The 23,499-nt window shown below is 61.4% G+C and carries 20 protein-coding genes; 6 read left to right on the plus strand and 14 right to left on the minus strand.

Features of this window, described 5'->3' with window-relative positions:
* The first annotated feature begins 400 nt into the window (after positions 1-400).
* Positions 401-1,795, plus strand: a complete 1,395-nt coding sequence (gene radA, locus CAQU_RS10605; protein WP_075727578.1) for a DNA repair protein RadA — start codon at positions 401-403, stop codon at positions 1,793-1,795.
* A gap of 75 nt (positions 1,796-1,870) precedes the next feature.
* Here radA and CAQU_RS10610 read toward each other — a convergent pair whose 3' ends face one another.
* Positions 1,871-2,563, minus strand: a complete 693-nt coding sequence (locus CAQU_RS10610) for a P-loop NTPase family protein (protein WP_075727581.1) — start codon at positions 2,561-2,563, stop codon at positions 1,871-1,873.
* 11 nt (positions 2,564-2,574) lie between these two features.
* Positions 2,575-3,186, minus strand: a complete 612-nt coding sequence (locus CAQU_RS10615; RefSeq protein ID WP_075728705.1) for a carbonic anhydrase — start codon at positions 3,184-3,186, stop codon at positions 2,575-2,577.
* 182 nt (positions 3,187-3,368) lie between these two features.
* Between CAQU_RS10615 and CAQU_RS10620 the strand changes: the two genes are divergently transcribed.
* A complete protein-coding gene (locus CAQU_RS10620; protein ID WP_075728706.1) occupies positions 3,369-4,286 on the plus strand; it encodes an HhH-GPD family protein in 918 nt (305 codons plus the stop codon).
* Positions 4,287-4,289: 3 nt separating this feature from the next.
* Here CAQU_RS10620 and CAQU_RS10625 read toward each other — a convergent pair whose 3' ends face one another.
* From CAQU_RS10625 to CAQU_RS10640, 4 genes are all read right to left on the minus strand, one after another.
* On the minus strand, positions 4,290-5,576 hold the full coding sequence (locus CAQU_RS10625; RefSeq protein ID WP_075727583.1) for a threonine/serine exporter family protein: 1,287 nt from the start codon (positions 5,574-5,576) through the stop codon (positions 4,290-4,292).
* A gap of 249 nt (positions 5,577-5,825) precedes the next feature.
* Positions 5,826-6,020, minus strand: coding sequence for a DUF4236 domain-containing protein (locus CAQU_RS10630; protein ID WP_075727585.1), 195 nt, complete (start codon positions 6,018-6,020; stop codon positions 5,826-5,828).
* A 6-nt stretch (positions 6,021-6,026) separates the two neighbouring features.
* Positions 6,027-8,708, minus strand: a complete 2,682-nt coding sequence (locus tag CAQU_RS10635; protein ID WP_075727587.1) for an ATP-dependent Clp protease ATP-binding subunit — start codon at positions 8,706-8,708, stop codon at positions 6,027-6,029.
* Between the two features lie 391 nt (positions 8,709-9,099).
* Positions 9,100-11,478, minus strand: a complete 2,379-nt coding sequence (locus tag CAQU_RS10640) for a hypothetical protein (RefSeq protein WP_157108999.1) — start codon at positions 11,476-11,478, stop codon at positions 9,100-9,102.
* A 267-nt stretch (positions 11,479-11,745) separates the two neighbouring features.
* Here CAQU_RS10640 and CAQU_RS10645 point away from each other — a divergent pair, with 267 nt between their 5' ends.
* On the plus strand, positions 11,746-12,456 hold the full coding sequence (locus CAQU_RS10645) for a Pr6Pr family membrane protein (RefSeq protein ID WP_075727591.1): 711 nt from the start codon (positions 11,746-11,748) through the stop codon (positions 12,454-12,456).
* A gap of 76 nt (positions 12,457-12,532) precedes the next feature.
* Here the strand turns inward: CAQU_RS10645 and lysS are convergent, their stop codons facing one another.
* The 6 genes from lysS to CAQU_RS10675 form a co-directional block, all read right to left on the minus strand.
* The gene (gene lysS / locus CAQU_RS10650) at positions 12,533-14,116 is read right to left on the minus strand and encodes a lysine--tRNA ligase (RefSeq protein ID WP_075727593.1); all 1,584 of its coding nucleotides are present in this window, start codon (positions 14,114-14,116) and stop codon (positions 12,533-12,535) included.
* 149 nt (positions 14,117-14,265) lie between these two features.
* Entirely contained in the window at positions 14,266-15,054 is a 789-nt protein-coding gene (locus CAQU_RS10655; RefSeq protein ID WP_075727595.1) for a hypothetical protein, read from the minus strand.
* Positions 15,055-15,083: 29 nt separating this feature from the next.
* Positions 15,084-15,818 carry a hypothetical protein gene (locus CAQU_RS10660; protein ID WP_075727597.1) on the minus strand — a complete coding sequence of 245 codons (735 nt, stop codon included), beginning with the start codon at positions 15,816-15,818 and terminating at the stop codon, positions 15,084-15,086.
* A 177-nt stretch (positions 15,819-15,995) separates the two neighbouring features.
* On the minus strand, positions 15,996-16,994 hold the full coding sequence (galE, locus tag CAQU_RS10665) for a UDP-glucose 4-epimerase GalE (protein WP_075727599.1): 999 nt from the start codon (positions 16,992-16,994) through the stop codon (positions 15,996-15,998).
* A gap of 125 nt (positions 16,995-17,119) precedes the next feature.
* Positions 17,120-18,319: a globin domain-containing protein gene (locus CAQU_RS10670; RefSeq protein ID WP_075727601.1), complete on the minus strand. Its 1,200-nt coding sequence runs from the start codon at positions 18,317-18,319 to the stop codon at positions 17,120-17,122.
* Positions 18,320-18,579: 260 nt separating this feature from the next.
* On the minus strand, positions 18,580-19,029 hold the full coding sequence (locus CAQU_RS10675) for an RrF2 family transcriptional regulator (protein WP_245797264.1): 450 nt from the start codon (positions 19,027-19,029) through the stop codon (positions 18,580-18,582).
* A 261-nt stretch (positions 19,030-19,290) separates the two neighbouring features.
* Here CAQU_RS10675 and CAQU_RS10680 point away from each other — a divergent pair, with 261 nt between their 5' ends.
* The 3 genes from CAQU_RS10680 to CAQU_RS10690 are packed head-to-tail and all read left to right on the plus strand — an operon-like array spanning position 19,291 to position 22,226.
* On the plus strand, positions 19,291-20,997 hold the full coding sequence (locus CAQU_RS10680) for a carbon starvation CstA family protein (RefSeq protein ID WP_075727603.1): 1,707 nt from the start codon (positions 19,291-19,293) through the stop codon (positions 20,995-20,997).
* Positions 20,998-21,255 (plus strand): cory-CC-star protein, encoded by a 258-nt coding sequence (locus CAQU_RS10685; RefSeq protein WP_075727605.1) that lies wholly within the window; start codon positions 20,998-21,000, stop codon positions 21,253-21,255. It begins immediately after the preceding gene.
* Positions 21,246-22,226, plus strand: coding sequence for an ArsA family ATPase (locus CAQU_RS10690; protein ID WP_075727607.1), 981 nt, complete (start codon positions 21,246-21,248; stop codon positions 22,224-22,226). Before CAQU_RS10685 ends, CAQU_RS10690 begins: the two co-directional genes overlap by 10 nt.
* Here CAQU_RS10690 and CAQU_RS10695 read toward each other — a convergent pair.
* Positions 22,223-23,050: a hypothetical protein gene (locus tag CAQU_RS10695; RefSeq protein WP_075727609.1), complete on the minus strand. Its 828-nt coding sequence runs from the start codon at positions 23,048-23,050 to the stop codon at positions 22,223-22,225. The two genes, CAQU_RS10690 and CAQU_RS10695, sit on opposite strands and share 4 nt — an antisense overlap.
* Complete coding sequence (locus CAQU_RS10700) at positions 23,047-23,475, minus strand: hypothetical protein (protein WP_169836042.1); 429 nt, start codon at positions 23,473-23,475, stop codon at positions 23,047-23,049. The genes CAQU_RS10695 and CAQU_RS10700 overlap by 4 nt, the downstream gene beginning before the upstream one ends.
* Positions 23,476-23,499 lie beyond the last annotated feature (24 nt).

The raw sequence follows: 23,499 nt of genomic DNA on the forward strand, positions 1-23,499 counted from the left end.
TCATCCGGCCGGGTGAGGCGGTACCTAACCCATTCAGATAACCCTATGGACAGACTGCTCCCAGGTAATCAACACCATCTTTCCAAAAGGTGTCACTTTAAACAACTTTTCTTCACAGTTTTCTCACAGGTAGACCGAGCCCTTAGGTCCCGTCGCCCACCCAAAACATGCCAAAAGCAACACGGCAACTACATGCAGATTTGCTTTCCTTTACCCCCGGGTGACTTCTGACCAGTGGGTTATAGGCAACCCTGCAGGTACTACTGGAAGCAAAGTCGGACATTTAGCGTCGTCTCAGCAAAGAAGCATTAAATAGTACGCATGTAAAAATTACCCCCGCAGATTTTTTCAGCCAGCCCCAAAAACCCCCAGTTCCCCACCTCTTTCTATGCTGTAACCCATGGCCAAAAAGCAACGCAGCGTCCACGTTTGTTCCGACTGCGGATATTCCAGCCCCAAGTGGCTGGGCCGCTGCCCGGAATGCGGTGCCTGGGGCACCCTCAACGAGTCTTTACCCGCTGTGTCCGCAGCAACGGTCACTGGGATCAGCTCCTCCCCCACCGGGCTCACGCCCACCTCACCCGCGACCGCAATCACCAAGATTGATGCCAACGCGGCAGTCAGCTCCCCCACCGGCATTTCTGAATTGGACCGGGTTCTCGGCAACGGCATTGTGCCGGGCAGCGTTGTGCTGCTCGCCGGCGAACCCGGAGTGGGTAAATCCACCCTCCTATTGGAGGTCGCCAGCCGGTGGGCCACCACCGGTCGCACCGCCCTATACATCACAGCCGAAGAATCCGCCGGCCAGGTGCGGCTGCGCGCGGAACGCACCGGCGCGCTTCACGACAGTCTGTTCCTAGCCGCCGAATCAAATCTGGACGTAGTCTTCGGACACGTCGATCAGCTCAAACCCTCCCTGCTGATCGTGGACTCCGTCCAAACCTTGCAAGCCCCGGGCGTTGAGGGCGTAGCTGGTGGCGTTGCCCAATCTCGTGCCGTCACCGCCGCGCTGACCTCCTTGGCGAAAACCCGCGGACTACCCATCATCCTGGTCGGCCACGTCACCAAGGACGGCCAGGTGGCCGGCCCCCGCGTCCTTGAACACCTGGTGGATGTGGTGCTCAACTTCGAAGGCGACCGGCATTCCTCCCTGCGCATGCTGCGCGGCATAAAAAACCGTTTCGGCGCCACCGACGAGGTCGGCTGCTTCGAGCAGCGCGCCGAAGGCATCGTAGAAATCCCCGACCCCTCCGGACTGTTCCTCTCCCACCGGGACGCCGCCCCCGATGGCACCGCCGTCACCGTCGCCATGGACGGGGTGCGCCCCATCCTCGCCGAAGTACAAGCACTCCTGGTCGACAGCCCCAGCAAAAACCCCCGGCGCGCCGTGACCGGCTTGGATTCCACCCGGGTACCGATGGTGTTGGCCGTGTTGTCGGCGCGGGCGGGCTTGGATTCTGCCGCCAAGGAGGTCTACATCGCAACGGTGGGTGGTATGCGGATCGCGGAGCCGGCGTCTGATTTGGCGGTGGCGTTGGCTACGGCCTCGGCGGCTGCGGCGCGCCCGTTGCCGGAGTCGACGGTGATTATTGGGGAGGTGGGTTTGGCTGGGGAGATTCGGCGGGTGCCGAATGTGGCGCGCCGGGTGCAGGAGGCGCGGCGTCTTGGTTTTTCTCACGCGATTGTGCCGAAGGGCAGTGAGGTTGCGGGGGCTCGTGAGGTGGGCACGATTGCGCAGGCCCTGGAGGCTGTGGGTTTGTCGGGTGTTGCCCGGGGTCGTTCCCGCCAGTCCTAGTGGGCCGGTTGGGGTTGCGTTGGATGCTTAAAGCCCGCACCGTTTTTGCGGTGCGGGCTTTTGAGTGTGTTGGGGTTATTTGAGGTTGAAGGGGTGGGCGTCGGAGTGGTTGTTTCCGACGAGGGTGTGCAGGTAGTAGGCGCCGGCGGGGACGGGCTGGCGGTCGTTGCACTGTTTGGGTGCGCTGGTGGTGCGCGACCATTTTGCTTCGTAGTAGGTTTCGCTGCCGGCCGGGTAGACGCGCTTTTTGGTGTCCTCTGGGGGGTTGCAGTCGACGTCGGACCAGATGCGCCGGTTGGTGGTCATGTCGTAGACCTCGAAGCGCAGGATGTCTTTGCTGAGGTCGATGTCGCAGTCGGCGCCGGTGGGGTTTTTGACCGTCATGTAGAAGGTGGGCTGCGTTTGCTGATCGTAGGTGGGGCGATCGGTGTTTGCGGTGACGATGAGGTCGTCGAGGGTGCAGCTGTCTTTGACGGGTTGTTCCGGTTTTTGTTCCTCGCTGGTGGGCGGGGCACTGGTGGGGGCGGCGATGGCGGCGTCGGAGGGTTTGGACGGGTCACCGGTGGGGGTGGTGTCGGCGTCCTCCCGGGTGGGGGTGGGGCTGGGCTGCTCGGTGTTGGCGGCCTGGCCGACGTCTTCCTGGCTGTTGCTGCCGCCGAGTTTGGTCATGGCTATGACAGCCAGCACCACTAGGAGCAGCACGATGATGACTGCCGCTACGCGGCGTCGGACGTAGTAGACCTCGGGAAGACGCTTTTGACCAGTCACAGTGTTAAACCTTATACGCCGAGCGCTGCGACGGGTTCTGCCATGCCGTCGGAGAGGCGATAACGTACGCCGACGATGCCGACTTTGCCCTGTTGCAGTTTCGCTTTGATTTCGGGGGATCGTGACAGCACCATATCAACGGTTTCTGCCACGTGGTAGGCCTCGAATTCGGCGGTGGTGGTGCAGCCGGCGGCCCGGGCTTCCAGGATGGAGGGGCTGACTTTTTCGATGAGGACGCGCTGGAATCCGCCGGGGATTTCGTGTCCGTCGAGGGCTGCTTGGGTGGCGGCGACCGCACCGCAGGATTCGTGGCCCATGACCACGATGAGGGGCACGTGGAGGGATTCGACGGCGTATTCGAGAGAACCCAGAACTGCGAGGTCGGTGATTTCGCCCGCGGTGCGGATGACGAAGACGTCTCCCAGGCCCTGGTCGAAGATCATCTCGACCGGGACACGCGAGTCGGAGCATGCGAGAACAGCGGCGATGGGGTCTTGCCCCTGCGTCAGCTGTGAGCGGCGACCCTGGTCTTGGTTGGGTCGTTCTTCATTGAAGTGCATGAAGCGCTCGTTGCCTTCGCGCAGTGCCTGCCACACGGCGGTGGGGGTTCTTTCAATAGCCATGTTCTTATTGTGCACCACGACACGGTGTGCTTCAGCCCGTCACACACCCCCATTGCGCGGGGCTTCACCCCCGCTAAAACACCCCGGGGGCGCAGGCGCCCTAGCGCGCGTTCGACGCACGCGCCCGCCCCGGCCGGGGCGGGCTGGCTTGGCGCCACAATGCACAACTACAGTGTGTGCTCATGTCCTCCCCCTTAACGCGCGCGCAGCTTGATGATCTCCGCTCGGCTCTGGTGGAGTGGTTCGACGCCAACAGCCGCGATCTTCCCTGGCGTGCGCCCGGCACGAGCGCCTACGGGGTCCTGGTCTCTGAGGTGATGAGCCAACAAACCCCAGTGTCGCGGGTGGCACCACGCTGGGTGGAGTGGATGCAGACGTGGCCCACCCCAAAAGATTTGGCGCAGGCCCCTACCGCTTTAGTGCTGCGGGCGTGGGGCACGCTGGGATACCCGCGCCGCGCCCTGCGCTTACAGGAATGCGCCCAGGAGATTTGCCAAAGCTACGGCGGGGTAGTGCCGGACGATGTTGAAACCCTTAAGAAGCTGCCCGGGATCGGGGACTACACGGCCGCCGCGATTGCGAGTTTCCACTACGGGCAAGCCGTGGTGGCGATCGATACCAACGTGCGCCGGGTGGCGCACCGGGCATTAGGCGGGCGGCTTATATGCCCCCGCCCAGCCGCCGCGGACCGACAACTAGTCGAACAGTTCATGCCCGCACCCGGCGACCCGTTGGGGCCGCGGCTGCCAGTGGCGTTAATGGAGTTAGGCGCGCTGGTGTGCGTAGCCCGCACCCCCAAATGTCAGCAGTGCCCAATCACCCAATGGTGTGCGTGGCAGCGGCAAGGATGCCCACCACCCCAGCCGGAGGAAATAGCCGACGCAAAGCGCCGGGTACAAAAGTTCGCCGGCACCGACCGGCAATGCCGGGGTCGCATCATGGCCGCCCTGCGGGAGCACCCCACCGGCTGGCGCCTAGCGGATGTGGCGTGGCCCAATGAGCAACAAAAACTCCAATGCGCAGCCAGTTTGCTCAGCGACGGCCTAGCCGAACAAGTAGATGGATTGTGGTTTTTGGCCGGGGAAGCCCCCACCGACTAAACATCAACGGCCGAGTTGGGCTTCACCGTCAAGGGGACGGTTGAAATCAATCAGCCGGCCCAGTGCCCAGTCTTTGTCGGTGAGCATGCGCGCCACCGCCAGCCCGGCGGAAATATAAACCACGATCAGCGCCGCGGTGGTGGCGCTAGCCAGGGCGGTATCAATGTCGTGATTATTCAGCGCATAGGTGGCCTGATACATGGCCGCGCCGGGCACCATGATCACGGCCGCCGGGACGGTCATGGTGATGCGGGGCAGTCGGGCGGGGCGGGCGATCAGGGCTGCCATAAGCCCGATGAGGACGCCGGAAAGAAACGCCGCAAGCTGGGGTGGAGCGTCATAGTTGGCGATGGCGATGATGCGCACCATGTTGGCGGCCCCGCCGACAAGCGAAGCAATCAGGATCATGCGGCGCGAGGAGTTGAACAGCACCGCGAATCCGGCGATGCCGACCAGGCTGGCCAGCAGCAGCACCGGCCAGGGTAGTTCTTCGTGCACCTCCGGCAGCGGGGGCATGCCGGTGATCATGCCGAACACGCTCACTGACAGGGTGGCGGCGGTCATGATGACCAGTGCGTAGGCCAGGCGGGACAGCCCGGCGGTGATATCGAAGCGGATAAGGTCAAGCAGCGCGCTAAACAGGGGGAAGCCGGGGATAACGAACAACACCGCGGCAACGTATCCGGAGGCTAACTCCACTACCCCGCTCATCAGGTAATACACCGCACAGGCCACCAGTGCGCTCAAAGCGACGACGCCGGGGGTGTTGAAGTGGCGGCGGGCGAGAAAACCGCGGGTGGCTTGCCCACACACGGCGGCCAGGAAGATACCGGCGGATTCTTTGGGCGGGTAGTGGTTGAGCAGCGCGAAGGCCGCGCAGGCCACCCCGGCGGCGAAAGCCACCAGCCAGGGCGACCACCGCCGGGTGACGTTGTGTTCGATCTCGTCGAGACGGGCGTTGAGTTCTGCCGCGCTGATACGGCGGTGGAGGTGGTGGGCGAGGTCCTCGATTGCTTCGATGCGGGAGGCGTCCACGGTGGGGTCGTGTTGGTTGGCGACCACGGTGCGAAACTCTTTGCCGCGGTGGAAAGTGCAGGTGATGGTGTTGACGCTGACGACGATGTCCAGCCGGGTAAACCCGAGGGCACGGGCGGCGCGTTTCATGGCGCGCATTACCCGGTACCCGGAGGTGCCTGCCCCCATCAGCAGCAGCCCGAGGCGTAAAACTGCGTCCGCTTCAACGCCCATTTCGAATTGGGCGTGAAAGTCGCTCTCATCTGTGTCGCGCATGCAACAACCACGTACCTTGTCTGGTCAACTTTTGCTTCCTGGCCGATTCGGGCGTGCACGTGGGGCGGCATCAAGTCGTGGCGCGAATCGCGGTGCCGTGTGGCACCCTGTTAAAACTTCTAGCACCGTCGCCCGCCTGGCGCCACATGGCGCCGCTGTAAAGACGACGAAACCCCATACGCCCGGAAACTGTGGGCGCATGGGGTTTTTCAAGTCGATATCACGAAGATGGCGTTGGCTGTTGGCGACCTAACGCCAGCGGCCGCGGAACGTGAAGCCGCCAGGCAGCTTCACCCACATGCCTCCCCGGCTGTTGAAGGTGACCGGGCCAACCTTGGTGGAGCCAGATACCCCGGACCCGGATACGTTGATCCAGGAGTTCTTGCCGAACTTCTTGCGTTTGCGGTAGTTCAGGCCGGAGGGAAACAGTGAGTTGCGTGCCATGACTTTTTACTCTTCCTTATCGTTGTCGTCGGAAGTATCGGCGGCGTCATCGGCGGCCTCGTCGGAAGCGGCGATGGCGTTGTCGATTTCGAGTTCCTCGGCGGTTGCGGTCTCCGGGACCTCACCCTCGGCGGCGTCGGCGACGTCGCGGATGGCTTCAGCGGCCTCGTGGCTCAAGTCGGAGATCTCGGGAAGCGGCTTGGGCTTCGGGGTGAAGGTGTAGCCAGCCTCGTCCTCCGGGTCGACGTCGACGACGACGATCTCGCCGGCACCGATTTCGCCGAACAGAATCTTCTCACTCATCGTATCTTCGATGTCGCGCTGAATGGTGCGGCGCAGCGGGCGGGCACCCAACACCGGATCGAAACCACGCTTGGCGAGACGCTTCTTGGCGGCCTCGGTGACCTCCAGGCCCATGTCCTTGGCGCGCAGCGCCTTCTCCAGGCGGCCCAGCAGCAGGTCGACCATCTCGACGATCTGATCCTGGGTGAGCTGGTGGAAGACCACCACGTCATCGATACGGTTGAGGAACTCAGGCCGGAAGTGCTTCTTCAGCTCATCGTTGACCTTGTTCTTCATCCGCTCGTAGCGGCCCTTTTCGTCGCTTTCACCCGTGGAGGAAAAGCCCATGCCGACAGCCTTGGAGATGTCCTGGGTACCCAGGTTGGAGGTGAAGATCATGACGGTGTTCTTGAAGTCCACCACGCGACCCTGGCCGTCGGTGAGGCGGCCTTCCTCCAGCACCTGCAGCAAGGTGTTGTAAATCTCCTTGTGGGCCTTTTCGATCTCGTCGAACAGGATCACACTAAACGGCTTACGGCGCACCTTCTCGGTAAGCTGGCCGCCCTCCTCGTAGCCGACGTATCCGGGAGGCGCACCGAACAGGCGGGACGCGGTGAACTTATCGTGGAACTCGCCCATGTCGATCTGGATCAGGGCGTCTTCCTCACCGAAGAGGAACTCAGCCAAAGCCTTCGACAGCTCGGTCTTACCGACACCGGAGGGACCGGCGAAGATGAAGGAACCGGAAGGACGCTTCGGATCCTTCAGACCAGCACGGGTACGACGGATCGCACGCGAGACCGCCTTGACCGCATCGTCCTGGCCGATAATCCGCTTGTGCAGCTCGTCTTCCATGTGCAGCAGGCGGGAGGACTCTTCCTCGGTGAGCTTGAACACCGGGATACCAGTCCACGCGCCCAGCACCTCAGCGATCTGCTCCTCGCCGACCTCAACGATGTCCTCGAGCTCACCATTACGCCAGGCTTCCTCGCGCTGCTTACGCTTCTCCCCCAGGGTGCGCTCCTGATCGCGCAGGGAGGCAGCCAGCTCGAAGTCCTGCGCATCAATGGCGGCTTCCTTCTGGCGGCGCACATCAGCCAACTCCTCATCGACCTCACGCACGGATGCGGGGGCGGTCAGGCGCTTGATGCGCATACGCGCACCAGCCTCATCAATGAGGTCAACAGCCTTATCCGGCAGGAAACGATCATTGATGTAGCGATCCGACAGGTTCGCGGCCGCAGCCAACGCACCATCGGTAATGGAGACACGGTGGTGCGCCTCGTAACGGTCACGCAGACCCTTCAAAATCTCGATAGTGAGATCCACGGAAGGCTCCGGCACGGTCACCGGCTGGAAACGACGCTCCAGGGCGGCGTCCTTCTCAATGTGCTTGCGGTACTCATCCAACGTGGTCGCACCGATGGTCTGCAGCTCACCACGGGCAAGCTTCGGCTTCAGCAAAGAAGCAGCATCAATAGCGCCCTCGGCGGCACCCGCACCCACCAAGGTGTGGATCTCATCGATAAACAGGATGATGTCGCCGCGCTGGTTAATCTCCTTAAGCACCTTCTTCAGGCGCTCCTCGAAATCACCGCGGTAACGGGAACCGGCAACCAAAGAACCCAGGTCCAGCGAGTACAGCTGCTTATCCTTCAGGGTTTCCGGCACCTTGCCGTTAACGATGTCCAGGGCCAAGCCCTCCACCACGGCGGTCTTACCCACACCGGGCTCACCGATGAGCACCGGATTGTTCTTGGTGCGGCGGGACAGCACCTGCATCAGGCGCTCAATTTCCTTCTCGCGGCCAACAACCGGATCCAGCTTGCCGTCCTTGGCAGCCTGGGTCAGGTTACGACCAAACTGGTCCAACACCAGCGAGTTCGAGCGCTCACCAACGGAAGACTGCCCGCCACTGCGGGAGCTTGCGCCAACAGTATCGTTGCGCTCCGGCTCGCCCTCGTTGCCTTCGTAACCGCTCAGCAGCTCAACCACCTGCGCGCGCACGCGCTTCAAGTCAGCACCCAGCTTCACCAGCACCTGAGCGGCCACGCCTTCGCCCTCACGGATCAGGCCCAGCAGCAAAAACTCAGTACCGATGTACTTGTGGCCCATTTGCAGGCCCTCGCGCAGGGAAAGCTCCAGCACCTTCTTGGCGCGGGGAGTGAAAGGAATGTGGCCCTGCGGCGGAGTGGAGCCGTGGCCAATGATCTCTTCCACTTCCTGGCGGACAGCCACCAGAGAAATACCCATCGACTCGAGGGCCTTGGCAGCTACGCCCTCGCCCTCGGCGATAAGACCCAGCAAGATGTGCTCGGTACCGATGTAATTGTGGTTGAGGTTTCTAGCCTCTTCCTGCGCCAACACGATGACGCGGCGCGCCCGGTCGGTAAACCGTTCAAACATGGCGTTCAAACCCCTTCGCTAAACAAGATTCACTAATCCTCTAGTTTTCTAATGCCTTCACCCTAACGCGCCCAGCGCCCAGATATTGCACCTCTTAGGCCCCAAATCCCCCCCTCCCACTTCCCACACCACCAACCTCAACACTAAATACACTGGTCAGAGGCAATAAATCCAAATGTAAAGCCCCTGTACGCCGGTAGCGAACATGAGCTACTCCGCGACTAAAATCCTCACGGTTTCTTTGCCCGGGTAAGCATAGAAATCCTTCACACCGAATCGCTTCTGGGGTAAACCCCAAGTTGTAAACAACACGGAAAAGGGCGACACCACACAAATGGTGTCGCCCTGCGACCAGTGGGGCTCACCTAAACGAAGGTCACGACAGCCCTAGTTAGGCGGGCTCACGAAGCTCAAAATTCGAGCGGAAGGAAGCCGTTTCGCCTCCACGCAACTGCTTCTTCCAACTGACGGCCATACCGTTGTCGTATCGTCCATCTTCAGCCATGTTAGGAAGATCGTCAGCTCCACCAATGAGCAGCCAGGTGGTGTCGTATTGGCCTACAAATCGTCGCTCACCTTCAGTGAAAGATTCGAAGGCAATCTGACGACCATCATCCGCAATGCACGCGGCTCCACGGGGGGTCAGCACGCCATGACCCCAATCGTCTCGGTTCAGGTAGCAGTCAACGCCACGATAGACAATAATCTCTTCAGCTTTATCACCTTCGTTTGTGACGTTGATTGTCGTCATGTAGCTACCGGACCCCTCAACGAACGTATCAATTTGCTCAATCAATAGCTTCCGACCACTCGGCCGGACCTTTGTTCGTATCACGAGGGGATCATCAGCCGTACCTGCCCCTGAAACCTCAGGACCACTGACCGGCTCAAACTCATTGCCGGTGATCCAATCATCACCGGAATAGGTCATCCGATCGACAGCAACCGCTAGCGATGTTGAGCAGTGGTCATCACCATAGAAGACACTTCGACCATCGGCGGGAGAATCCACACGACACCGCAGGAATTCGTTAACAGTCAAACCTCTCAGTTCGCCTAAGCGAGAATACAGATTCGGTTTGCTAGGTTTGTCCACCGGCGGCGTCGGCTCATCGGGTGTTGGCGAAGGATCCTTGGGCGATTCTCCACGGCTGACAAGTTCACAGGGCTTGTCAATCCTGCTCCGCGACAACTCCTTTTCCATTCCCGATTCCACCTTGAGAACAAAAATGATGGATGCCCGAACACCACCCCACAGCCTCATTGAACGTTCAAATACAGGACAGGTCTCAACCGTAGTGATAACCGCACCATTAGATTCGGTTTTCGTTGTCTTCGTCGGGTAGGTCGCCTCAATGCTGTAAATGGTGTCCAAGTCAACGGAGACCTCACCAATCCTAGGGCCACCCGCAATTCCGATGCTGGCCCCCAGATCAATTTGGAAGTGCAGCGATTCTTTGGATTCGACAGAACGATCAACGACAGGAGCATGAGGTTTAAGCATCGGAGCATACTTACCCCATCCAGCAGCAACTTCAATCGGCACACGCAGTGAAACCGTGTCTGTTTTAGAAAGCTTATTGGTGACCGAAAAGCCCGCAAGGGGACTTAGCTTCGCCATAAAGGGGCCACCGAGTGGAAGTGCAAACCGGCTCGTCAGGAAATCCGGAAGGGAACAAGTTAAGGACCCCTCCAATTCACTTAATTCACCGTTTGAAATCAACTGGATCCCTGGCGTCACCGCAAAGTAAAATCCTCCATCTTTGCCAGTGAGGTCAGCATCGGCGCGCATATCTGTAAAGTTGATAAGAGATTTCAACTTAGCTTCCTGCTTGGCTTCACCTTTGACCCCACAGAAGAGCGAAAGTTCAAAGCTTGTACCAAACGCCGCTCTATCCATCCTGTTATTAGGATTGCCTGGATCATAGAAGATAATGTCGCCGTCGTTGTATTCCCTGCTTACTTCAAATTTCTCATAGGCATCGTCGACCGATACCGGCTCCGTCGTAATCTTTGTTAACCCACCAGATGTTTTTCCAACCTCGGCCACCCGCCCCATGACGCCTTGAAGATTGTTACGGCCGACCTCGAGGACGTATATTTGCCCAATCTTCGGGGCGTCTTCGAATGGTGTACGAACAATCGAGACCTGCTTCTCCCCGAGTGCACCCTGGACAGAAACCGCTTCCTGATCAGGAGAAATGTAGGTACCGGGCTTAGGAATGATCTCATTGTTACCTTCACCGGTATACGGAATCCGATCCTTCTCCTCTGGGGTAGGGGATTTTGGAGGAGTAGAGGGCTTGGGAGCGGGTTTCTTGATTGGATCCCGGTGAGTAGACGGCTTCGAATCAGGCTCTTTTGTTGGAACCGGATTACTGGAAGGCTTCGGTTCGGGCCTTTTTGTTGGAACCGAATGAGTAGATGGCTCAGAAACTGGATCCTTGGTGCGCTTCTTGGCGGGGCGATCTGAAGATCCGCTGGAACCGCCGCCAAAGAAAGCTACGAAAACAGCGATAAGCGCGAGCAAACCTGCACTAATTGCTGCAATCAGATGGCCTGAGGAAAATTTGCCCCAAGGTGTATCGACCTCAGCTGGTGACGATGAGATGCCAGGAATCACCTGGCCGATGCCTTCCATCATGTTGACGGCCGGTTCGTCACCGCGGGACTGATGATGAACAGTAACCGCCGGTTCCTGTGGAGCCGCCTGTACAGCAGGAGCTGAAAGACTATTTGCGACGACCGCCGTAACAGTCACAATCGCCACAATTGCCATCTTAAAGGGCGGGGAGTGTCTCATAAGTTCTCCAAATTTGTCGAAGGAATGGTCTTAAACACGACGCTTCGTAGTCACGACACGTTTTCCACCCTCACAATACGAACGGGTCTGAGCCCCCACTATCGGGTTTCCTTCATTTAGCCCGTTTTTTCACCCCTCTACGGGTGTCCCATTTATTGGGGTCCCCATTTAAAGGGGCCGAACTCTGAGGCCCCTTTTGTTGATCCTCAACAAATCAATCCCTAATATGAGGAAATGCTCAAGATTATTGTTCGGGTGCTGGGCGCCGTGCTGTTCGCACTAGGCGCGGTCTCTGTGGTGCTTTCCGGCATCGATGCTGCCATCCACCCCTTTACCCCCTGGCCGGCCTTTGATAGCGCAGGCTCCAAATTGGTTGCGGAGTATTCCTACTTCACCTTGTGGTCAGCCATCATTGGAACTGCTGTTGCCGGTTTTTATGCCCTCGGGCACGGCACTCGCAGTAGTGCGTGGGCGAAAGCGTTGCGCTTGGATGCGGCGATGATGCTCATCGTGACGGGGTTGGTGTACAACCTCATCATCGCCGATGGCAGCCCCCACCTGGGCTTGCAGGCCTACACCAACACCATTAACCACGAGCTGCTTCCCATCGCCATGCCCGTCCTGTGGGTTTTGTCGATGCCGCTGCGCACCCAGCGCGATATCACCTGGCCCACGATCGGCCGGGCGCTTATTATCCCCACCATTTGGGTCGGCTACTGCCTCATCCGGGGCACGATGACGGGCTTTTACCCCTATGACTTCCTCAACGTCACCACCTTGGGTTACGCGGTCGCCCTACGCAACATCGCCGGCGTGTATGCCCTGTTCTTCGTCCTCGTGGCCATCCTCGGGCTTATCGAGCGCGTGTTGACCTCTCGCAGTTACAACCCCACCTCCCGGCGCGCCACGCCCATCGCGCCCGCGAAGATCCCTGTCGCGCACTAGGCCTGGCTTTCGCAATAAAAGCGCTGCCCCTCACCGTGTGGTGAGGGGCAGCGCTTTGTGCGTTGTGACGCGTGGGTTACTGCTTCGGTTCGGGCTTGACCATCGGGAACAGGACGGTCTCGCGGATGCCGAGTCCGGTCAGGGCCATCAGGAGGCGGTCGATGCCCATGCCGCAGCCAGCGGTCGGGGGCATGCCTTGTTCCATGGCGGTGAGGAAGTCCTCGTCGAGAACCATGGCTTCGTCGTCGCCACCGGCGGCCAGGCGTGCCTGGTCTTCGAAGCGCTCGCGCTGGATGACGGGGTCAACGAGTTCGGAGTAGCCGGTGGCGAGCTCGAATCCGCGGACGTAGAGGTCCCATTTTTCGGTGACGCCGGGCTTGGAGCGGTGCTGGCGGGTCAGCGGGGAGGTTTCGACGGGGAAGTCGCGCACGAAGATGGGGCCTTCGAGCTGGTCTTCGCACAGGACTTCCCAGATTTCCTCAACGAGTTTGCCGTGGCCCCAGCCACCCTTGGCGGGAACCTCGAGGCCGATGACCTTGGCGATTTCTTTGAGTTCTTCGACGGTGGAGTCGATGGTGACCTCGGGCTGGCCGGGGTATTTGCGGGCCAGTGCCTCGTTGAGGGAGGGGTACATCTCGATGGATTTCCACTCGCCGCCGAGGTCGTATTCGGTGCCGTCGGCCAGGGTGACGGTGGTGGAGCCGAAGACGTCTTTGGCGACGGATTGGATGAGGTTTTTGATCATCTCGGCGCCGTCGTCGTAGGTGCCCCAGGCCTGGTAGGTCTCGAGCATGGCGAATTCGGGGCTGTGGGAGGAGTCGACGCCTTCGTTGCGGAAGTTGCGGTTGACTTCGAAGACGCGGTCGATGCCGCCGACGACGCAGCGTTTGAGGTAGAGCTCTGGTGCGATGCGCAGGTAGAGGTCGATGTCGAGGGCGTTGGAGTGGGTTTCGAAGGGGCGTGCTGCGGCGCCGCCGTGGAGGGTTTGCAGCATGGGGGTTTCGACCTCGACGAAGCCTTCGCCTTCGAGGTGGTTGCGCAGGGCGCGCATGACCTTGATGCGGGTCATGGCGTTGGTGCGGGCCTGTTCGCGCATGATGAGGTCGGTGTAGCGGTGGCGGATGCGGGTGTCTTCGCTCATGTCCTTGTGTGCGACCGGCAGGGGGCGCAGGGACTTGGCGGCCATGTGCCAGGTTTTGGCCATGACGGACAGTTCGCCTCGTTTGGAGGCGATGACGCGGCCGCGTACGGAGACGAAGTCGCCGAGGTCGACGTCTTGTTTCCAGGCGGCAAGGGCTTCTTCGCCGACTTCTGCCAGGGAGAGCATGGCTTGGATTTGGGTGCCGTTGCCTTCTTGGAGGGTGGCGAAGCAGAGTTTGCCGGTGTTGCGGACGAAGATGACGCGGCCGGCGATGGCGACTTCGTCGTCGGTTTCTTCGCCGATCTCGAGGACGCGGGCGCCTTCGGGGGCGACGGGGGCGGGTTCGCCATCGGCGGCGGGCTTGTTGACGAAGTACTTGGAGCGTAGTTCGTCAATGGCGATGGTGCGGTCGACCTCTACGGGGTAGGGTTCGATGCCGTTTTCCAGCAAGCGGGCGCGCTTTTCGCGGCGGATTCGCAGCTGTTCTGGAACGTCGGGGGTGTTTTTCGCGTCAGTCACAATCGTCCAGGGTAGTCGAGGAGGCGAGGTGCTTCCAATAGTGTGCGCCTACTTAACCCCGTTAAACCCTGCGTGGGTGCGGCCGGGTGGAAACCTGGTGGGGGTTTCGGGGTGACGTGGTGGCTGCGGTGGTTGCCGGTGGGCTGCGTTTACATGGGCACGGCAGTCAGGGTGTAGAGGACGGTGACGTAGACGCTGAGCCACACCGCGATGGTCAGCAGCACGGAGGAGGCTGGCGATGCGGTGGTCATGCGTAGCCAGGCGGCTGCGAAGGGGGTTGCGATCACGACGATGGGCACGATCAGGAGGAAGGGGCTGCTGAGCAGCTGGAGCACGGCGGCTACGAGGCCGGTGGCTATTAGGGCTGGGATGGGGGCGAGTTTGGTGTTCAGCAGTGGTTGCAGCATGCCGGCGAAGTAGCCGCTGTTGAGCAGGGGGATGATGATTGCGAGGGGGATGACCAGGGTGATGCCGACGAAGCTTGCTTCGCCGGCGCTGAGGAAGTAGAAGGCTTGTGCACCGGGGCGGGGTTCGGCGCCGGGGGAGCTGTCCCAGGGGCCGAGGATGAGTAGTTGGGTGCCGAAGATGATGGCCCACAGCAGGAGGGTGGGTAGCCATGTGATGTCGGACCAGTGCCCAAGGGCGCTGCGCAGCTGGAAGTTTTCGTGTTTGGCCAGCTGTGCGGTGGCGTAGACGGTGAGCACCGCGGAGAGAGTCACCCCGAGCGCGAAGGCGATGAAAAACCAGGCTTCGTGGATGCGGCTGGTGGCCATCATGTTGATAGCGCCGAAAACTACCGCGTAGACAATCAAGTTGATGACTGCATAGATCACGGGCGCGAGCAGAACCAATTTGGTGCTGGGAATGCGGGGGGTTTCGGGCATTGCTTCACCTAGCGCTTTAGGGGTGATGGACAGGATCATGGTAGCGAAATTCACTACCTGGTGCTGGTGTTTTTTAGGTGCGCCTAGGCGGGGGTGCGTGTGGCGTAGATGAGGGCTATCAGCAGGAAGGTGGTCCACACGGCTTGGGCTAGCACGATTGATGAGGCGGCGTTGCCGGTGCGGGCGCGCAGCCAGGCGCACGCCACGGGTGTGCCGATGGCGGCACCGGGTAATAGCAGCATCCAGGGGGTGGCAGTGATGTGGATGGCGCAGCCGATGGTGGCGCAGCCTAGCCAGCTGGCGCGGTGGGTAAACCGCTGCGCAAGGTAGGGGTAGACGATGCCGGTGTAGTAGGCGGATAACACCGCCGGGTAGGCCATGCCGACGATGGGTATTCCGAAAAATGCCAGGGTGAGTGCTTGGGAGCCGGTGAGGTGCAGCCAGTCGCTGGCTGGTGCATCTGGGCTGGCGCCTGGTGAGGGGCCGGCCCAGGCAGCCAGGGCGAGAATGGGAATAAGCCAGCTTAAGGTGATGGCCGCCCACAGCAGCACGGTGGGTCGGACGCGCAAGCACCGGGGGTGCCCGCACACCTCGGCCAGGCTGGTTCCGTCCGCGCGCAGCAGGGCCTGGGTGCTCAGCACTGTCAGCCCTAGGGCTAGAGCGTGTGCTGCCAGCAGGGCCGTCAGGATGGAATCCGGGTGGGCGGGGTTGGTGGTGTGGGAAGCAAAGAGTACCACCGCGCCATTGCCGAGCAGGCTGGTTGTGGTGTAGACGATGACCGGTTGGATGAGGTGCTTCAGGCGTGGCGGTGGGGGCATGGCGGTGGTTGGTTGGGTTGCTGTGTGGGTTTTGGTGTGGGGTGTTTTTGGTGGTTGCTATGGGTGCGCCCCCGCTCGAGGCGACACTTGGGTTTCGCTTCTGGCGGGGGCGGGTGGGTTGCGCGCTGGACTGCTGTGCGCTGGACTGTGGGGTGCGCTTGGGGGGCGCGTTTGGGGCTAGTCCAGGTATTCGGGCAGTTTCTTGGACCAGGCGACGGAGTCTTTCACACCTTGGGCGATGGATAGTTCGGTGTGCCAGTCAAGCAGTTTGTTGGCTTTGTCGGTGCGGGTAGCGCAGCCGGCGACGTCGCCGGGGCGGGGCGGGGCGGTGGCGACGTCAAGTTTCACGCCCATTGCTTCGTTGAAGCCTTCGACGAATTCGAAGACGGTGGTGCCCAGACCGGTGCCCAGGTTGATGACGTCGTAGTTCGGCTTGGTGGCTTGTGCCATGACGTCGTCGAAGTGGTTCAGTGCTGCGACGTGGGCGCGGGCCAGGTCCCAGACGTGGATGTAGTCGCGCAGTCCGGAGCCGTCGCGGGTGGGCCAGTCAACGCCGGTGACGGTGAAGGTTTCGCCCTTGGTGAGTGCTTCGATCATTTTGCCGAGCACGTGGGTTGGGGCGGGGTTTTGCAGGCCGGTGCGCATCTGGGGGTCGGCGCCGATGGGGTTGAAGTAGCGCAGGGCGATGACGTTCATGGCGCCGGTTGCGGCGTAGTCGGCGAGCACGCGTTCGAGCATGAATTTGGAGGCCGAGTAGGGGCTGTTGGGGTTGGTGGTGGAGTTTTCGTCCACCATGAAGTCGGCTTCCGGCTCGTACATGGAGGCGGTGGAGCTCAGGATGAATTTGTCGACGCCGTGTTCGTGGAGTTTGTTCAGCAGTACCAGGGGCTTGGCGACGTTGTTGTCGTAGTAGTCCAGGGGCTGCTCCACGCTTTCGGGCACGACGATTTTGGCGGCGCAGTGGATGACGGCGTCGATGTCGTTGTGTTCGGTGAGTACCTTGTCGAGCAGCGCTTCGTCGGCGATGTCGCCTTGGTAGAAGGGGAAGCGCTGCCCGAAGGCTTTGAGGCCTTTGGACAGGTCGTCAAGGATGACGACGTCGATGCCGTTGTCGTCGCAGCAGGATGCAATGGTGGAGCCGATGTAGCCGGCGCCGCCGGTGATCAAGACCTTCATGGAAAAGCTGTCCTTTGAGAGGTGTTTTCGCCCCCTTTGTCGGGGGGCGAGTGCGGGTGTCTTTTCCTCGACCTTAGCACCGGCGGGCCGGCGGCGGGTGGGGGTGTTGGCGCCTTTCGGCGGGGTTAGCGGATGAGCCAATCGTTGGGGCTGAACAGCTCGTAGGACACGGTTGCGGGCTGTTGGTCTGCTGGTAGGGCGGCGATTTGTTCGCGCATGTTTTGCAAAAAGCCGGTGCCGCCGCACAGGTAGACGTCCGCATCGCGCAGGTTTTTGCCACAGTCGGTGCCGCCGCAGCCGCAGTCCCCGCTCAGGGTGAGGCGTTGTCCGGCCTGGCGGTAGATGGGGGTGAAGGTGATGTGGGGGTTGTCGGCGATGGCGGCCTGGGTGTGCGCGGCCAGGGCGTGGGTGCTGGCGTCGTCGTCGACATGCCAGTAGGTGACGGGGCGGATGGAGGCCTCGGCGGCGAGGTGGTTGAGCATGCCGACCATGGGGGTGGCGCCGATGCCGGAGGAGATCAGCACCACGGGGCGGTTGCCTGGGGTGAGGGTGAGGTCGCCGGCGGGCAGGGTGGCTTGGATGGTGTCGCCGACGGCGACTGCCTGATCCAGGTGCTTGGAGACCTCGCCGACCACGTCGAGTGCCACCGTCCAGGTGCTGTCATCGCCGGCGATGATGGAGTATTGGCGCAGCTGGCGGGCGCCGTCGGGCAGGGTGACGCCGAGGGAGGTGTATTGGCCGGGCAGTGGGGTGGCCAGCTTTCCGGTGATGGTGATCTCGATGGCCCCACCGGGTAGGGACTTCTTATCGGTGACGGTGACTGTGCGGAACACGTCGCCGTGTTCCACGCCGGCGGAGTCGTAGAGGTTTGCTTCGTAGTCGATGAGGCAATCGGCCATGATCCAGTACACCTCGTCCCAGGCGGCGGCGACTTCCGGGGTGATGGCCTCACCGAGGACTTCCACGATGGCGGCAAAGAGGTTGTCGTGGACGATCTGGTATTGCTCGCGGGTCACGCCGAGGGAGACGTGTTTGTGGCCGATGCGGGCCAGCATGTCCACCGGGTCGGGGGCGTTCGGGTCGACCAGCATGGTGGCGAACACCGCGATGGAGGCGGCCAGTGCTTTTTGCTGGTCGCCGTCTTTTTGATTACCGCGGTTGAACAGGTCTTTTTCCAACTCGGGGTGGTTGGCGAACATGGTGCGGTAGAAGATCGGGGTGATCTGGTTGATGTGGGCGCCGATGACCGGCAGGGTTTCGGCGACGATGGCGGCGTGTTCCTCGCTCAAGCGGCGGGAGGTATCGGGGCTGGTGGTGGCGTGCATGGCTGGTGCGGCCTTCCTGGTGGGGTGAGTTGTGGTCGTCTCCCGCCGCGCCGGTGGCAGTCGGTGCTGCTTTTAGCCGCTGGGGTGGTGGTGTCCGTGGCGGGCTGGTGTGGCGCTGGGGCGGGTGATGGTGACGAGCCTACCGCTAAATGTGCATTTTTGATGAATCTTTTAAAGCCGATTACTCCCTCACCCGCACAGCCGATAACTCAGCACTGCCCCAACCCGCGTGCACACCCCGCGCACCCCCACAAAGAGGGCTAGCCGACTATCCGCGGCATGCCCAAAAAGCCCTGCGCCGGCGCCGGCGCGCTGGTCACCAGCTCCCCAATCGTGGTGTCATCCAGCGCCGCGAAAAAAGCCTCCTGCGCGGCCGCCAGCTTGCGCTCCAGCAGACAATTAGCCGCCGCAAAAGGACAGGGCGGATCAAAACAATCCACCAACGGACCCTGACCCTCCAGCTCGCGGAGCACATCCCCCAACCGCCAGGAATACGCCTTATCCGACAGGCTCACCCCGCCGCCGCGGCCGCGCGTATTCGACACCAGCCCCAACTCCCCCAAGCGGGCAACAACTTTCGCCACATGCGTGGCCGGCGCAGCAATATCCTCACTCAAGGACTTCACCGTGTGCCGCGCATCGCGTCCCGCCCCACAGGTCATGATGATCCGCAGGCCCAAATCGGAAAACCGCGTTACATGCATGTCCATCACCACTTCAGCAATTCAACAAATAAAAGTTCCGCATTAGCCTAATCGCACATGTGCTGCCGGGGGCGAATTTTAGGAAGAAAAAAATGCGATGCTTTTCACCCTAACGGGTGGAGCACAGGGCGCGCCCAGCCCGCCACTGGAAACGGATGCACACCGCAGGAGATGTGACGGGGGTAACCACTTTTCATCGCCGTCCAACTATTGATACCTTGATGTGACTCGCACCACTGCGACGCTTGCTTCGAAAGGTACGCCACAGTGAATTCTCTCATCCTCACCATCCTCGGCATCGCCATGATGCTCGCAGGCTACGCCCTCTACTCCGCCTTCCTCGGCCGCAAAATCTTCGCCCTCAACGCCAACTACACCACCCCGGCCCACACCCTCGAAGACGGCGTCGACTACGTCCCCACCAACAAATACGTCCTATGGGGACACCACTTCACCTCCGTCGCAGGCGCCGCACCCATCGTCGGCCCCGCCATCGCCGTCATCTGGGGCTGGCTCCCCGCCTTCCTCTGGGTCACCATCGGCACCGTCTTCATCGCCGGCATGCACGACCTCGGCGCACTCTGGGCATCCGTCCGCCACAAAGGCCAATCCATCGGCACCCTCTCCGGCCGCTACATCGGCGCCCGCGGACGCAACCTCTTCCTCGTCGTCATCTTCCTCCTGCTGCTCATGGTCAACGCAGCCTTCGCCGTCGTCATCTCCAAACTGCTCGTCTCCACCCCCACCGCAGTCATCCCCACCTGGGGCGCGATCATCGTCGCCCTCCTCATCGGCCAAGCCATCTACCGCCTCAACTGGAACCTCCCCCTCGTCTCCATCGTCGGCGTCATCGCCCTCTACAGCCTGATGGTCATCGGCGACAAATACCCCATCGTCCTCCCCGACAACATCGCCGGACTCACCCCCGGCGCCGTCTGGATCATCACCCTATTCATCTACGCCGGCATCGCCTCCCTGCTGCCCGTCTGGGTCCTCCTCCAACCCCGCGACTACATCAACGGCCTCCAACTCTTCGTCGGCCTCATCATCCTCTACGGCTCCGTCCTCGTCACCAGCCCCACCCTCGTCGCGCCAGTCATCAACCACAACATGCCCGACGGCGCCCCCTCCATGGTGCCCCTCCTGTTCGTCACCATCGCCTGCGGCGCCATCTCCGGCTTCCACGGCATGGTCTCCTCCGGCACCTCCTCCAAACAAATCAACAACGAACAAGACACCCGCTTCGTCGGATACTTCGGCGCAGTCGGCGAAGGACTCCTCGCCCTCGGCGCCATCATCGCCACCACCGCCGGCTTCAAAACCCTCGCCCAATGGCAAGAAATCTACAACGCCTTCGGCCAAGGCGGCGTCAAAGCCTTCGTCGCCGGCGGCTCCACCCTCATCAACGAAGGCCTCGGCATCCCCGCCTCCCTCTCCTCCACCATCCTCGCCACCATGGCCGTCCTCTTCGCCGCCACCACCATGGACACCGGCGTCCGCCTCCAACGCCTCGTCGTCCAAGAAATCGGCGACATCGCCGGGGTCAAAATCACCCCCATCGCAGCCACCATCATCGTCCTCGCCGTCGCCCTAGGACTGACCTTCTCCGCCGGCGGCGACGGATCCGGCGGCATGCTCATCTGGCCCCTATTCGGCACCACCAACCAACTCATGGCCGCCCTGACCCTCTCCATCATTTGCGTCATCCTCGCCCGCCTCGGACGCAACTACCTCGTCGCCATCATCCCCCTCATCTTCGTCCTCATCATGAGCTTCTGGGCACTCATCGTCCAACTCAAAGGCTTCTACAACGACAGCAACTGGCTGCTGCTCACCCTCGACATCATCATCCTCATCGCCGCCGTCTGGGTCACCATCGAAGCCGCCAGCGCACTGTCCAAAGCCAAAAACAACCCCATCACCCAAGAAGAATTCGACGGCGACAACCTCAACACCACCCCCGTGAGCGCCTAAATGGGACACAGATGGCAAGCCTTCGTCCGAGGCTTAGAAGAGTTCTACAACGCCCCCTACCGGGCCGTGCTCAAAAAAGCCCAACGCGAAAACGACGACATGTTCATGATCCTCGTACTCTCCGAAGCACTCGGCATCCCCAACCCCGCAGCCTTCTACACCCTCGAACTCATGCCCATCCTCTACGAGGAATTCCACGACTGGCACACCCGCATGGGCATGGAACACTCACCCCTGGAAAACATCGCATGCTGCTAAACCCCACCCCCATCATCTTCTACGGCGGCAAAGGCGGCGTCGGCAAAACCACCCTCGCCGCCGCCACCGCCACCCACCTGGCCCAAACCGGCAAAAACGTCCTCCTCGTCTCCACCGACCCCGCCCACAACATCGGCCACCTCTTCGGCCAAAAAATCGGCCCCACCCCCACCCGCATCACCACCATCGCGGGCCTCGACGCCATCGAAATCGACCCCGAAGAAACCACCCAACAACACCTCAAAAACGTCCGCCACACCATGCAACGCATGCTGCCGGAACACCTCCACAAACAAATCACCCAACACATCAACATGGCCGCCGAAGCCCCCGGCACCCACGAAGCAGCCATCCTCGAACGCATCGCCCAACTCACCACCAGCCGCAACCTCTACGACCACATCGTCTTCGACACCGCCCCCTCCGGACACACCAGCCGCCTCCTCGCCCTCCCAGAACTCATGACCGCCTGGACCGAAGGACTACTCAAACAACGCGACAAATCCCACAAACTCAGCCGCGCCGTCCGCGGACTCGAAGGACGCGACGCCCACGTCGTCGGCACCAGCGACGAACAAGCCCTCGACCCCATCGACCGCCGCGACCGCGAACTACGCCGCATCCTCACCGCCCGACGCGCCCTATTCGTCGACCTCGCCAACACCATCACCAACCCCCACCTCACCTCCTTTTCCATCGTCCTCCACGCCGAAAGAATCCCCGTCGCCGAATCCGTCGAGCTCTACCACACCCTCAACAACCTCGGCGTCAACGTCGCCGGATTCATCATCAACCGCATCTCCCCCACCGACCAAGGAAAATACCTCGCCGAAAGACGCGCCCTCGAAGACACCTTCATCGCCGAACTCCACCACCAGGTCCCCCACCTCCCCATCACCAAACTGCCCCTCCTAGCCGGCGAAGTCACCACCACCGAACAACTCACAAACCTCATCAACGCAGCCTTCTAACCAGACTGCTGCTGATCACGCACCCCAATCCCAAAAGGAACAAACACACAGTCACACACATCCCCCAACGCCCCAAACAACACGCCCTCACCCAACTCAGGCGCCGGCCCCAAATCCAACCCCGCAGCCACAAACGACGCACCCGGGGCCACCCGGCGCGCAAACTCAACACACGCATCCGCCCCATCCTCCGCAGCCAACACCGCACCCGACAACGCCGCCCCCAACACCACAGCATCCTCAGAAGACTGCTGCGCCACACTAGTGCCATCCGGACGACGCACCACCGGCACCCGCAAAAACTTCGTCTCCAACCCCAAATCCGCACACGCATGCTGCGCCGCCAACAACGCCGGATACTGCGCATCCGACACCGCAACCCCCACCGGCCGCAACAACGCCACCAAACGCACCCACATCGTCACCTGGCGGGCAACAGCCCCCCACTCAACCCCCACAGCAGACACATCCACCCCCGGGGCCGGAACCGACACCAAGGTGCGCTGACCATGAGGCCACACATCCTCATCACCCAAAGCAACCACCACATCAACACCACGCTGTGCCAACAATGGCTGGGCTGATTGCAGTTGCTCCTCGGCGATATCGCCCACCACAATCACCCCGCGCAAACACCCCGGCTGCTTCGCCGCATCAATGGCCGCAGCCACCTGCGCCGAGACAACCGCCTCGGCGGAAAACAGCTCTGTGGCCGCTACGGGAATAATCACCCACGGCCGCGAGGTCTTCGCAAAAGCCGCAGCCACCTGGCGTGCCGCCACTACCCCACGGAAAACCTTTGCCTGCCCGGTGGTGAAGCTCATTGATCAATACTCCTAAATTCTTGGCTCAACAAAGCCATCTCTGTTTGGACAAGCTGCAGCTGATTCAGTAACTGGGTGGCCCGGCGCTGCGCCTCACGATAACGCGGCACGTCCGCATCGAGCACTTCCCCCAGCGGGGCCGGCAGCAATAGCTCCACAATCACCCGGGAGACCTCGCCTGCGGCCGAGACATAAAACTCCAACGGCCCGCCGGCAGAGATGGGGTGAATCAGAATTTTCGCGGTTGCCTCCGGCAAGTCCGCTAACTGGGCGTCGAGGTCGAGCCCCACCACGATGCTGGCCGAGTGCGGGTAGCGGGGTTCGGCCACCAAGGCCTGCTCGTCAGCGATGATGAGCAGCTCCTCGCCGTGATCGACCCGGACGTGGCCATTGTTTTCGAGGTACTCACTAAGAAATCCGGCCACGTGATGGTGACCGGAGATCCTAAA

The organism is Corynebacterium aquilae DSM 44791 (assembly GCF_001941445.1).
GTDB classification, from domain to species: Bacteria; Actinomycetota; Actinomycetes; order Mycobacteriales; family Mycobacteriaceae; genus Corynebacterium; species Corynebacterium aquilae.